The 13,474-nt window shown below is 48.8% G+C and carries 8 protein-coding genes; 1 reads left to right on the top strand and 7 read right to left on the bottom strand.

What is annotated here, in order from left to right; translation table 11 throughout:
- Positions 1–80: 80 nt before the first annotated feature.
- The 6 genes from H581_RS0104615 to H581_RS0104590 all read right to left on the bottom strand — a co-directional run bounded on the left by H581_RS0104615 (position 81) and on the right by H581_RS0104590 (position 9,005).
- Positions 81–1,481 carry an ABC transporter substrate-binding protein gene (locus tag H581_RS0104615; RefSeq protein ID WP_028609004.1) on the bottom strand — a complete coding sequence of 467 codons (1,401 nt, stop codon included), beginning with the start codon at positions 1,479–1,481 and terminating at the stop codon, positions 81–83.
- Positions 1,482–1,777: 296 nt separating this feature from the next.
- On the bottom strand, positions 1,778–2,806 hold the full coding sequence (locus H581_RS0104610; protein WP_028609003.1) for a LacI family DNA-binding transcriptional regulator: 1,029 nt from the start codon (positions 2,804–2,806) through the stop codon (positions 1,778–1,780).
- 137 nt (positions 2,807–2,943) lie between these two features.
- Positions 2,944–5,763 carry a beta-galactosidase gene (locus tag H581_RS0104605; protein WP_051250452.1) on the bottom strand — a complete coding sequence of 940 codons (2,820 nt, stop codon included), beginning with the start codon at positions 5,761–5,763 and terminating at the stop codon, positions 2,944–2,946.
- Positions 5,764–6,160: 397 nt separating this feature from the next.
- A complete protein-coding gene (locus H581_RS0104600) occupies positions 6,161–7,009 on the bottom strand; it encodes a formylglycine-generating enzyme family protein (protein ID WP_028609001.1) in 849 nt (282 codons plus the stop codon).
- Positions 7,010–7,249: 240 nt separating this feature from the next.
- Positions 7,250–7,888: a glycoside hydrolase family 11 protein gene (locus H581_RS0104595; protein ID WP_028609000.1), complete on the bottom strand. Its 639-nt coding sequence runs from the start codon at positions 7,886–7,888 to the stop codon at positions 7,250–7,252.
- Between the two features lie 322 nt (positions 7,889–8,210).
- Positions 8,211–9,005 carry an AraC family transcriptional regulator gene (locus H581_RS0104590; protein WP_028608999.1) on the bottom strand — a complete coding sequence of 265 codons (795 nt, stop codon included), beginning with the start codon at positions 9,003–9,005 and terminating at the stop codon, positions 8,211–8,213.
- A gap of 212 nt (positions 9,006–9,217) precedes the next feature.
- Here H581_RS0104590 and H581_RS0104585 point away from each other — a divergent pair, with 212 nt between their 5' ends.
- On the top strand, positions 9,218–11,809 hold the full coding sequence (locus H581_RS0104585; protein ID WP_051250451.1) for a pectate lyase family protein: 2,592 nt from the start codon (positions 9,218–9,220) through the stop codon (positions 11,807–11,809).
- Positions 11,810–11,882: 73 nt separating this feature from the next.
- Here H581_RS0104585 and H581_RS0104580 read toward each other — a convergent pair whose 3' ends face one another.
- Positions 11,883–13,469 (bottom strand): glycoside hydrolase family 43 protein, encoded by a 1,587-nt coding sequence (locus H581_RS0104580; protein WP_028608997.1) that lies wholly within the window; start codon positions 13,467–13,469, stop codon positions 11,883–11,885.
- Positions 13,470–13,474 lie beyond the last annotated feature (5 nt).

Raw genomic sequence — 13,474 nt, 5'->3', positions numbered from 1 at the left:
TTGTTTTGTCAGTAACCGCCCAGTTCTCCATAAGCCGGAAAACCGGGCAGTCTGCTTGTTCACTATAAGTCTTTCCTTAACTACTCTTTCTTCTCTTCTGTCTTACCGCTGAGCACTTTTTCGGCAGCAGCTTGCGCTGGTCCGATCACTTGAGCGACACCAGTCGACGGCGTAATTTCGCCTTTAACGAACTTGCCTGTCACAGAGTCAAGCTGATCCTTAACGCCAAGACCTCCGAATCGTCCGCCAAACACCCGCTGTACCTTGCCGGCTTCATTCATAGCATTAGCGATGGAAGTTTCATCCGGAAGCACATTTTCAAGCCACAGTTTGCGGTTTGCTTGCCAATTGTCGAAGTCCTGCAATTCTTCCCAGATCTTCACAATGGCTTCCGCGTCCTTGACGCCTTTTGGAATGACATAGGCAGCCGTTTGTCCAAGCGGATCTACATAGGATAACGCATTAGGCGCTTTAGGAAAGTACACGTATCCCCACTCATCCTTCATCTTTTCTTGAAGGCGTCCCTCGATTTCCCATAGTCCGCCCGGATACATAGCAATATTGCCTTCCGCAAAATATTTCGCCGGATCTTCCCAGTCGTTTCCTTCGTTCTCCTTCACGACCTTGTGTGTGTTATACAGCTCGTTCAAGAAGTTAAGCGCTTCCATTGCAGCGGGAGAATCAAAGCTTGCTTTTTTCGTAGCTTCTTCGAAGATATAGCCACCGTTGCTGGCGATCAGCTGCTCCGAGAATATGTAATGCGCGCCGGCAAGACCGTATTGGTCAACTTTGCCATCACCGTTATTGTCAACGGTCAGTTTCTTCGCAGCATCAAGCATTGTCGTCCAGTTCCAGTTGTCCTCGTCCATCAGCTGTTGCGGATCTTTCAAGCCCGCTTCCTTGAAAATCCGTTTATTGTAATACATGCCGGAGTCGTTCGCGTTGAACCAGCCTTCCAGGCCGAATACATTCTCACCGCCAAAACGCATCGAATCGACTACGTCTTGCGCAATGCGCGTATTATTGAGGGCATCATCAAGTGGCGTTAGGAATCCTCCGTGCATAAGTCCCCAAATGAAGCCGTCAGGCAGGCGGACGATTTCCGCGAAAGGATCGTTAGCCAAGACAGAGGAGGAAAGCTTCTCTGAAGTCGACCAGTATTCCGTGTTCAGATACTTAATTTTGACATTGTATTTTTCTTCCACCTTCTTGATTCTTTCGCGGGCCAGTTCGTCGGCTTCCGAATCTCCGGTTGGGGTTGCATCCCACCAATGCGAAATGCGAATTTCTCTGCCTCCCAAATTAGCGGCAGGCGGTTCAGGCTCCTCGGTCGGAGCAACCGTTGCAGACGGAGCCTCGGTGGCCGGTGCGTCGGTGGCCGGTGTATTTCCTCCGTTGCTGCCACTGCATGCAGACATAATCAATAATATGGCTGATAATAAAACAACTAACATCGGTTTCATCTTTTTCATCTGTTTCATTGTTTAGCGCACTCCCCTTCATGAATGATTAAATAAATCAATGCAGGACAGACAGTTGAGTTGAATAATACTCGGCGCTACCCTCCCCAAAAATAAAATAAAATCCGGTCTCCGAAACTTTATGCAAAGGCTTTCATGAAAGCCATTTCAGTATAGCTCGATTCCAATACTTGGTCAATATGCAAGTTTTAATTTTCCAGCAATGCGTTGCCAATGTTAATTGGAACAGCTTGGCTCCACATAAAAAAGAGCAGCATACCAGATATGGCTGCTGCCTTATAATCACTCTAGAGAAGTTATCGCATAGGGGCTCCCGAACTTTGCCGAACGACAAGCTGTGGCTCGAGCGAGGTAAGCTTCTTGACTTTTTCATTGCTCATCATAGCTTTAAGTACTTTTACAGCCGTCCTTCCAAGCTCGTGCGCCTGCTGGGAAACCGTGGTCAGCTCGGGAATAAAATGATGCGCCAGCGGAATATCGTCAAATCCGACGACGGACATATCATCCGGAATCGACAGTCCAGCCTCCACTCCCGCCTTGATCACTCCGATCGCCGTATAATCGTTGACGCAGAACACGGCAGTTGGCCTCTCCTTCATGGCCAGCAGATTCAGCATTTGACGCTTACCCGAATCAATAGAGAAGCTGTCCGGCAGCATCCATTCCTCCCGGACCTCCAGCTCCGCATCCTTCATCGCCTTGCGGAATGCCCGCAGCTTGATGGAAGTCGTCGTCATGTTGCTTTCTCCACCGATGAAGCCGATTTCTGTATGCCCAAGCTCGATCAAGTGCCGAACCGCGAGAGCGGTACCCGCCGACTCGTCCGTGGCGACCCTGATCAAGTCGGTGTTACGCAAGCCTCCATTGACTAGTACGGTCGGAATGACGCTAGCACACTGCACGAGCTCCTGCACCAGATGCTCCTCGCAGTGCCTTAAATTGATCCTCCCTCCTAAAAACATAATACCGTCCACACGTTTCTCCCGCATAATGCTGAGATATTCCGATTCCTTCGCATAATCGCCGATCGAATTGCTAAGCAGGAAGGTATGCCCCGACTGCTGCGCCTCATGCTCAGCGCCAGCAAACACTTCCGGGAAAAAGGGGTTGGTCAGATCGGGCACGATCACACCAATAATTCCGGTTTCTTGTTTGAGGAGGCTTCTAGCCATCGCATTAGGCTGAAAGTTATATTTTTGAATAAGCTCTTCAATTTTAGCACGGGTCGATCCCTTTACCGGAGCAGTATCGTTTAATACCCGAGATACAGTCGAAATCGATACTTCTGCCTCCTTGGCAATGTCATATATGGTGACTTGTCTCAAGCTTAACGCTTCCTTCCTACTTCATGTCTCGGATCATTATAGCAAAATCAGACTTGGTATGTAATGCATTTCACCTATTGCACCGAAAAAGGGACAGGCTCGTCGCTTTAACGATCGTTCCTGCCCCAGCTTTCTTATTACGCTTTATTCAGCGTTATCCAGCGTCGATCCGATTGATCGTCATAGAAGAGCTTTACCGAATCTGGATTTCTACCTTCTTCGTCAAACAAGATCAGCTCGTTGCCTTTCTCCTTCAGCCACGCCATCGGAACTTTGTAGTCCTCCTGAGGCCCGATTTGCCAATATCGGCCCAAATTGCGACCGTTCAGAAGCAAATAGCCTTTGCTCAATCCCGTCATTCGGAGCTTCAGCTTCGGGCTAACGTTCTCCGGAATGGCTGGGAGATCGAACATGCTGCTATACCATGAAGGTCCGGCTTCGATGGAGGCTGAATCTTGCGCAAACTCCGCTGCGTCTTCCAGCGAGACTGCCGACCAGCCTCTCAGCTCTCGCGACCTGTCGTACGTCAGCAGTTCCAGCCGGTTCAACGGCGTTCGGGCTGCCGGCATTTCAATCGTGTTGCTGCCTTTGACTACATAGCCGGAAATATCGACGGCATGATAAGCAAACCAATCCTTATAGCCATCCAGAGCCACTTCTTGGCCGTTAATCCGAAGTCCGTTGCTTAATGCTCCGACCAGTATGGCCTCGTCATTCTCCATCAGCTCAAAATTTCGCGTCAGCGTAGAGGTAAACGGTTCGGCATGCACCTCGTCCAGATGGACAATCTCATTGCCGCAATTCCAGTCTCTTCGCAGACAGGCGGCCGAGCCGTCCATATATACAGGCCCGAATATCCCCTTTTCTTCACCCAAATTAGGAGAAAAATTGAGACTGCCCATATGCTGCACAAGAAGCTGTACCTTATTGCTTCCTTTTTGCAGCCGCATGACTGTGGACGCAGCCCCGACCTGACGGATCATCGCTTGCTCCCTGCCATTTACAAACAGGCGCGCGGAATCTTGAATGGCAGACAAAACAAGTATGTTTTCTTGATCGCGATCGCATTCGACTTCGTTGTTGTATATGAGGTAGCCGAACTCCAAACCAAGCTCCGCAAATCCGCGCGGACGTTCGGCAAGCTCGCCTCCTCTGAGCGAATGTAGATTTAAGATTTTCCGTTTCCACTCCGACAAGCTTGGTGAGAGCAGCGGTTTGATGGCGTTGCCTGCACTTCGTACCATTCTGCCCTCATGATCCCGGCCTTCGCCTCTTTGGAGGCCCCAATCCCCTACAAGGAACGGTTCGCACGCGGAGCTGCCGCTTACTGCACGAACGCCGCCATCGGCTTCCAAGTCCATATCTTCCCAGCCGAATGCCCAGCGGACTCCGTCCCCTTGGAGTCTCCATGCCCGGTCCGACATATAGCCGTTTAACACAATCACTTCGACGCGTTGCTCGCCAACCTTCAGACAAATTCGCTGCGGTGTCTGGAAGTTGAATACGTCCAACCGCAGCGTACGGCCATCCGGGCTGCTCTCATGCGGAGGGATCTGACTTTCGTTATCGTAATGGATGGCCTGATCGGCTTCGAAGACGATATGTGTACACTGACCGTTTTCTCCAGCTAATATAATCGTTTGAACTTCGCCAATCCGGTCATTCCCGATCAGGAATCCGCCACTCGTCAGCTTTAATCCCGGGCAAATATCGATCCGGTCGAGAATCGGAACGATTTGCCCCGGCTTGATCGAAACCGGAAGCGTACGTCCGCTTTCGAGTGTAACCTGGAACACTTCCTTCTCTTGCTTGAGACTTTCGGCAAACCAAAGCTTTTGCCCGTTCCAATGTCTGCCTTGGAGCTTGACGCCTTCCCCGCAACGCGCTCCGATCGAGTCCATCGGCTCCGACTCTAGTAAGAATTGCCCCAGTGCCTGCGTGAACAAGGACACTTTCTTGGCCATTCGGTATTTGGCTGTAACTCTTCCATACTCCGACAAAGGAGCATCGTAATCATAGGAGGTAACCATATAAATATCGCTGCTTCCTACCGTCCGCCCGCCGTAGCCGTCAAAGTTGGTGCCTCCGAAAAACATATAATGGCTGATGCCGTCAAAACCGGCGCGAATGCACTCCATCATCCGCTTCTCGTACAAATCGTGTGTCTTCTGAGTGGCCGCCGGCGCTCCCCAATGCTCGAACCACCCCGTCCAAAATTCGGTCACGAGCTTCGGAACGTCCGGCTGCTTGCGCATTAACTTCCCATAATGGGAGTCCGCGCCCGACCAAAAATTCGCCCCTTCTATCGTTCCTTCCAAACCTCCCTCGCAGGTGATTAATGGAACGTCGATTCCACGTTCCAGTAAACCGTCGCGAAGCCCATTCATGTAGGACAGGCCTGACGCATCATCGCCCAAATACCCGTATTCGTTCTCGACTTGTACCAGAATAACGGTGCCGTCTTTCGTAGATTGACGAGAACGGATAATCGGAACAATTTGATCAAAGTAACGATATACGTAACGAAGATACGGTTCATTGTCTGTTCGAAACTGAATATTTTGTTTATTTTTCAGCCAATACGGAAAACCGCCGAAATCCCATTCCGCACAAATGAACGGCCCCGGCCGAGCGATAACCCACAGTCCCAGCTCAGCGCATAAATCAAGAAAAGCACCACAATCGTTGTCGCCGCTAAAGTCCCACTTTCCTTCTTCCGGTTCATGCACATTCCATGCAAAATAAGTATCGACGCAATTCATCCCGGCAAGCTTAGCCTTGACCAGCACTTCCCGCCATTCCTGTCTGGGCATGCGAAAATAATGAATCGAAGCGATGTTCAGAAATACTCTCTTCTCCCCAATTATAAAGCTCTTCGCATCGTAACGAAGCTGTGTTCCCTCCCGTGCATGATCTGTTATCGTTTGTCCCCTAATGTTCCCAGGCGTATAAGTCATAAATCCCTTTCCTTTCCTTTTTGAACGTAATGTCTTAGTCCAATTGCTGATCGAATAGTTCACTCTCAATTAACATGGAAGGAGGCGATAAACGTATTTATTATTTCATCGGCCATTTATGAAATGGGTTTCATAAATGGCACTTAAATTATAGAACTACTTCGCAAACGTTGTCAACGCTTACCAATTCCGAAACCCATTTCTGGCGACGCTAGATACTATGTGCTCAAATGAAGTCAGCTGACCAGCATAAAAAATCCCCTCCATTGATTCTCATCTAGTTTGCTACGTTAAGTAACCTAGACTCAAATCTAATTTCGGGGCTTAAGAGGTAGGAGGACCCTACTCTTCTCTATCAATAGATTTTTTCGATTATGCTTGATAGTCTTGTTACCGTTTACTCGTCGCGACACACACGAAAACCTTGATCGGGGCCTATGCCATTCGCCTCGAAATTGCTCAGATAAGCTAACTCGCCGACGTCGCCCATCCAACCGCCGCCCTTCACAACCCGGGTAGAGCTACTATTGCTATCCAAGTCCCCATACCCGTTCCAGCACCATTCCCTTACATTGCCTGACATATCGTAAAGTCCTAACTCGTTGGGCTTCTTATCACCGATAGATTTTGTTTTATTATGGTTGTTTTCTACCATAGGCCAGTTCCATTCTCCCGATAAGTATGTATCTCCGGCGTTTTTCCAATACCATGCTACTTCATCTGCATGATTGCTTCCGCTGTAAGTGTAACTCTTGCTCATCTGACCTCCGCCTGCAGCATATTGCCACTCCGCTTCTGTCGGCAATCGGTAACCATTGGCTCCCGCATTGATCGTTACTGTCCATTTTATATGATCGGTTTCACTCTTATTTTTCGGGTCTTTTTTATTCTTGTCTATATGGTAATACGGTGTTAAGCCCTCTTTTATACTCCTATTATTACAGTACTCCACAACGTCATACCAGCTTACCATTTCTACCGGCAAATTGTCGCCTTTGAATTTTGAAGGATTACTTCCCATTACCTGGGTCCACTCTTTTTGAGTTACCTCATATTTGCCGATATAAAAGTCCGATAATGTTACATTTTTCCCATAGTAGTTGGACTTTGTGTTCATAAAAGTCCCGCCTTTGACGAATACAAAGTTATCAGGCATTTTATCAGGCTTTTTATCAGGCTTTTCTTGCGAACAAGCGCTGACAGCAACCATTAATGCTATTAAAAGGAAAATGAATAACTTTCTCATTGATATATCTCCTTTAAACGGATAGGACAAATTGTAGGGCTTTACGGCCTGCAATTCGCTTCCGGCAACATCGAAGGCCGTTCGTCTTGCGGGAAACGGCCCTCAATGCGTCCGGACTGACGGATCGTCCGGACTGACGGATTAGGAAATACAATATTCAGAAAAGCTCAAAACCCGCTTGCCCGCGAAGACAGTCCCGGCCGTGGGCTCCCGTTAGTTGCCCTGCTTGGAGGCGACCTGTTACCAAACCGTTACGTTAGAGCTGCCACTGCTTTGATATCCCTCTGTCGCTAACACCTGGTAGGACCAACTGCTTCCCAGATTCATTCCTTTACTCTTCCATGCGTTAACGTGGTTGCTAAAAGTGATAGCGACGTTGCTGCCGGTCGCTCTCTTCGACTGGCGGACACTCCAGAACTGGGTGAACGTTTTTGTGCCGTCAATGGAAGGTGCGTTGACTCGCTGAGTCGTATAGATGTCATATGTGCCGCCGTCGCTGGACACGGTGCCTTTATGCGTTCCTGTAGGTCTATAAGTACCCCAGCTATCAACGACGTAATATTCTATGAGTGAGTTTCTCGTCCACCCGTAGAGAGTCAAATACCCATTGCCCGACGGCGCCCAGACGCCGGCATTGTAGTTTACGGTCCTGGTTGGCGATCCGGTATTCCAACCTTTACCGACAACAAAATTCCCGGTATTCGACCAGGTAACGCTGTAATTTCCGCCGGATCCATTGGTAGCATTTACTGTTCCGCCGCCATCGGTCCAATTTTGCCAGTAGTCTGTCGCTGCATTTGCGGTTGCTGCAAACAAGCCGGTAATACTCATTGAAGCTGCAATAACTAACGTCAAGATTTTCTTATTACATTTAAACATATTTTACCTCCCGAAATTTTCTATTTGCCGCTACTTGCCTGCATACTGCTTGAATATTACCTTTTATAACTCACTCCCTTTCCCTTCTTGCCGGTTGTTTCTTTGCCGTACATCACTTATCCTGGTGTCATTTTCCGTGAACTTCTGATTGTCCCTCCTCTGAGAAGAAATTTTTTTCAAGTATAATTGCAAGACAAATTATGTCTTACATTACTAAATTATAGAAAGTAAGCGCATACATCACAACTTTAAAAATTATAGATTTACCCCTATATTTTTAACTATTTTTTTATATACCGTCGAGGTCTTCCGCTGGGCGAACTTATATCAACTCCTGGGCGCCGCTGCGGTATTCATTGGGTGTAATCCCGTATTCCTTTTTAAAGGCACGATAAAACGAACGCAAACTGTTAAATCCCGATTCGAACGCAATCTCTGTGACCGGGTTCGCGGTAGACAGCAGCAGCATCTGGGCAAGGGCTAGCCGCCGGCCATTCACATAATCCCGAAATGATATGCGGAGTTGGTCGGAGAAGATTCGTGAGATAAGAAATTTGCTGACCCCCAATTCTCTTGAAAGCAAATCCAGGGTTACAGGCTCTAGGAAGTGAAGATCCACATAAGCAAGAATCCTTTGAATACTGTCCAGATCTTGGGTGTATTCTATTTTTTTCAGGGATAACAATGGCAGAACATGTCCTAATATGACAGAGGTGTAAGCCTTGAGCAAACGGTTATCGCAATTTTCCGTATACCGATCGTATAAGGCTTTCAACATGTTCGAGACGTAATAAACCAGGTGCTCCTTGGGAACCATCGGGTTATTTGGCATATGCTTCATTAAATCTCCCGTAAAATCTCCCGGGAATGCGGCATCGAAAAAAAACAGCAGGATCCGGCTGCTCTCCGTTGTTTTGTAGCTGTGGGGTTGATTAGGAAAAATAACCACCATGTCTCCTTCAGACAAAACATATTCCTTCTGATTGACGGTGATATGGATCTTGCCGGATAAGACGATTGCGATTTCAACATGTTTATGCAGATGAAGAGGATAGGTATTATCGGTAGATATAAAGGTGTGAAACGGTTGGTGACGATGCTGATATTGGATTTTCACTTCTAAGCCTCCAATAGAAGTAATCGTAATTCCCTGTAAGCGGTGAAGTGTTTCTCAACTCTTTCATAGAACACTAATTTTATACTACAGCACAAGTACAAGAATTGGCGCAAAAAAATTTTTTTTTGGCAGGTGCGAAATATCTGCAAGGTATAAAATGATAGGAAGTAAGCGGCGTGAGGCTTGCTATATTATTCAATAGGGAAGGGAGGATGTATAACGGGTTGCAGAAGAGTCACGTAAGACTGCATCCATGTTATGCAGAAAACCAGATGAAAAGTAAGGATAAGAGCTTCAGAAGAGTCGTGGCCGTCATCTTAAGTATTGCGATTGCATTTTCATTGGGCTGGGTACTGCCTGGCGGTACGGGTTCTGCTCAATCTAATGAAAGCGGTTTCTCGGGTGCGCCCATCGTTGCGTTTCCCGGTGCGGAAGGCGGTGGCGCCTATACGAGCGGCGGTCGAGGCGGCGACGTATACATCGTAACCAACCTTAAGGATTATAGCGATAAGGAAGAACCTATTCAAGGGTCCCTTCGTCATGGGATTGTATCTACCCCGGCAGAGGGCCGTACGGTTGTTTTTAACGTATCGGGAACGATTGAACTGAAAAATTCCTTAAGGTTCAAAAACATCAAAAACCTGACCATCGCCGGGCAAACCGCGCCAGGTAACGGCATTACCGTCGCAGGATGGGATACCAATATCAGTAATTCAGAGAACATTATTATTCGGTATGTCTCCTTCCGTCCAGGCGCTTCGAATGTATTTAGCGGCAGCGATTCCATGGATGCCCTTTGGGGAAGAGACAACAAATACTTCATCCTTGATCATTGTTCCTTTAGTTGGAACACGGATGAGACCCTTTCCACATACAGGGGCGAGAACGGTACCATTCAGTGGTCTATTATTTCAGAAAGCTTGACGCTCTCGGGACATTCGAAAGGCAGACATGGCTATGGCGGTATTGCAGGCGGAGATAAAACCACCTTCCATCACAATCTTTATTTGAACCATACCTCACGCAATCCAAGACTCGGCGGCGGATATGCCGGTGCCGCCAATGCGGACCGTGTGGCCGTGCTTCAATTCTCCAACAACGTGATCTATAACTGGGGCTTTAATGGGGTTTACGGCGGCGCTTATACTTTTACTAATTTTATGAATAATATGGAGATAGCGGGACCGGGAACAAGAGACAACGTTGTCAATCGGGTTATTGAAGCAGGGGAAGCTGGAAGGCTTGGCGGTTTCTACATCTCCGGGAATAGGATTAACGGTGTGAAGACAGGCTTGTTGGATGGATCGTCAGAGTACGTCAAGTATTCCGGCGACACCAGCGGCAACAATAGAACAACCATTGCAGCCGAACCGTATCTTTCCGCAGACAGCACAGGAGTCAATAACGGGATTACCAATCCGGCGTTTGACGATTATGTTCTAAACGGTGTAGAGGATGCCGGCGACCGATTGCTGAACACCATTTTACAGCAGGCAGGTGCAACCTATCCGCGTCGCGATGCCATTGATGCAAGAGTTGTTGCAGAAGTGGAAAAGGGACTCGGAAGATATATCAATACCGAACATGAAGTTGGCGGATATATCTCGGACTTTGGCGTTATTGAAGAACAGCGTGCAGCGGATTTTGATACGAATCAAAACGGTGTTGCCGACGAATGGGAAAAGGAAAAAGGGATCTGGGGCACCGGGGATGCCTATAAAACCATTACAGACAGCGGCTATACCTGGCTTGAGCTTTATATCAACGGTCTTGTTGATAAGGGACACGCTGCTGAAAATCCTGATGCGGAACTGACAACACCAGCGAACAATGAACAGTTTGCCTTAGGCAAACCGATATCCGTGAAAATTAAAGCTTCTTCCGAATTCGGACACCGCATTGCAAAGGTAGCGGTATACAATGGTTCTGAGTATCTGGGTGACGCCGAGTTAAAAGGAGACAAGTATGAGTACACCATCAGGGGACTTGAGGATGCTTCTTACTTCATTTCCGCAAGAATTACGGACTCGGAAGGAAATGAGACTCAAACTACTGCAGCCAACATTCATATCCATACAGATGACCGTACATTAGCTGACGGAGATTGGTCATCGACTGATATCGGCAAGCCGGACATTAAAGGTACTGCAAGCCTGACAGACCATGTAATCACTGTAAAAGGGAACGGGAAGCTTGGCATGAGCGAGGGCAGCACGGAACAATCAGAAGAATCGGATGCTTCCAAGGATGATTTCCATTTTGTGTATAAGAAAGTAACTGGAGATATGGAAATCACGGCTAAGCTGGAGGAAATCGGATCCGTTGACAACCATGCATTCACAGGCCTGATGGTTCGTGATGACCTGAAAGATGACAGCGCAACCGCAGCTCTCGGACTTTCCTGGGTGAAGATCTCCCAAGCTACCAGCTGGTCAACCTATTTGGCAGGAAGGGAAACCAAAGGCGGAGACTTTAATGAAATGACCGAAACGCTGGACAACGCTTCTAATGCCGCAAAGGCGGGTATTCAGCTTATACCGGACATTCCATTCAAGATCAACGGTATCGAACAGGGTTACTGGCTCAAGCTTGGACGCAAGGGCGATACCTTCTATGCTTACGGCTCCATGGATGGTATAGAATGGACACCGATCGGCGAGAAAACCATAGCGATGAAGAAAGCGGTATATGTTGGTTTTGCCGTTGACAGCAATGATGTTGCAAATGATATCGAGCAGCTGAACTATGCGAAGTTCTCAAATGTCAGCGTTACGGATAGCCAGATGATAAAGTCAGCTGATTAGCCTCCAGGTAAGCAAAAAATAACCCTGATCACACCGGTATTGGTTGATCAGGGTTTTTGTTAGTATCCACATTTCAAAGCTCAAGGCTATTAGGTTCTTTCTCCTCCACGCGAATCCAGTCAAAATCGGTATACCCGCTTCCGGAGGCTTCTCCGAGCAGGTGGCAAAACAATCCCAGCTTCGCGCCGACCCAGCCTCCCGGGGCTGCTTCGAATGCGTCGCCTGTCGGCTCATACGAATCTCCGTCGAAGCTGTATTGGAATGTGCATTGCGCCTCTCTTGCTATATTGACACGGAAATAAACCGTTGTCTCGGTCACCGGAATGGCTATATTTAGCCGTTCCGATGACCCTTCCTTGCTTCCTTCGCCGCTTACGAGCACAAGCTGCAGGCCATTCTCCGACTTCTCCAATGAGAGGTACCGGTATTGATGACCGAACACCGTCAGCCCTGCGCGCATCTTGTCTGATCCGGCATGAAGCGTCAGCTTCGTCGTCACCGTCATCTCCGGAGCGGCCAGCTTCTGACACAAGATGTTGGGAGCGTCGTAGAACGTCGCTGCTCCCTGCGGGAGAGGATGAGCCGTAAGCCGCAGCCGGCCGGGGCTTGCCGTAAGCGACAGCCATTCAGGCTTGCTGCTTCCTTGCCATTGCCACTGAAGACCAAGCGATGGACTCTCAAATTCATCGGAGGTTGCCGGTACGGAAACAGGCCCGCTGCTCCCTGTATTTGGCTTTCGATACGCGGAGACCGGCTCGCCGATCCCGTCGCCGTTCGAATCGACGCCAATCGCCGGCCAATCGTTCTCCCATCTCATCGGCTGCAAATGGACAATGCGTCCGTACGCATTCCGATCCTGGAAATGCATGAACCATGATTCTCCCGAATCGAGCTCCACGTATCCGCCTTGATGAGGACCGTTCACATCCGTATTCCCCTGATGCAAGACAATCTTGTCTTCATAAGGACCAAAAATGCTGCGCGACCGCAAAATGGTTTGCCAGCCTGTTCTCACGCCTCCGGCCGGCGCAAAAATATAATAATAGCCGTCCCGCTTATACAACTTCGGGCCCTCCATGGTAGGATGGTCGGCAGTGCCGTCGAATACGATGCTCCCTTCATCGAGCAGCGCCGTTCCGTCCGGCTTCATACGGCACATGTTCAGCTTATGCTTGATGCCGCACCTGCTGTTGGCAAACGCGTGCACCAGATAGGCCTGTCCATCTTCATCCCAGAAGGGGCACGGATCGATCCAGCCCTTAACGGCTTTCACCAGGTGCAATGGTGTCCAAGGCCCTGCCGGGTTTTGCGCAGTCGTCATGTATATCCCCTCGTCCGGCGCACCGAAATAAATATAAAACGTTCCCTTGCGGCAGCGGATGCTTGGCGCCCATACGCCGTCCCCGTGACGAACGCACCCGTCAAATCCGCCGGGCAACTGATCTATCGCGTGCCCGATAATCGTCCAGTTCACCAAATCGTTCGAGTGCAGAATCGGTAAACCAGGTGTGCTGACGAAGCTTGAGGCTGTCATGTAAAAGTCGTTTCCGACCCGAACGATATCCGGGTCCGAATAGTCCGCGTACAAGATCGGGTTTTTGTAAAAACCGTTCCCCATGTCTGCAATCCATACGGGAGACGGCGGTTGCGTCATTTTCATACTCT

The sequence above is a fragment of the Paenibacillus harenae DSM 16969 genome (assembly GCF_000422465.1).
In the GTDB taxonomy this organism is placed as follows: Bacteria; Bacillota; Bacilli; order Paenibacillales; family Paenibacillaceae; genus Pristimantibacillus; species Pristimantibacillus harenae.
The sequence above is the reverse complement of the archived record's forward strand: the minus strand, read 5'-3'. Positions and strand labels throughout refer to the sequence as shown.

Bases quoted from the DNA above. Each gene is read 5' to 3' on its own strand.
- H581_RS0104585 (WP_051250451.1), top strand. From the start codon at position 9,218: ATGTATAACGGGTTGCAGAAGAGTCACGTAAGACTGCATCCATGTTAT.
- H581_RS0104595 (WP_028609000.1), bottom strand. From the start codon at position 7,888: ATGTTTAAATGTAATAAGAAAATCTTGACGTTAGTTATTGCAGCTTCA.
- H581_RS0104615 (WP_028609004.1), bottom strand. From the start codon at position 1,481: ATGAAACAGATGAAAAAGATGAAACCGATGTTAGTTGTTTTATTATCA.
- H581_RS0104605 (WP_051250452.1), bottom strand. From the start codon at position 5,763: ATGACTTATACGCCTGGGAACATTAGGGGACAAACGATAACAGATCAT.
- H581_RS0104580 (WP_028608997.1), bottom strand. From the start codon at position 13,469: ATGAAAATGACGCAACCGCCGTCTCCCGTATGGATTGCAGACATGGGG.
- H581_RS0104600 (WP_028609001.1), bottom strand. From the start codon at position 7,009: ATGAGAAAGTTATTCATTTTCCTTTTAATAGCATTAATGGTTGCTGTC.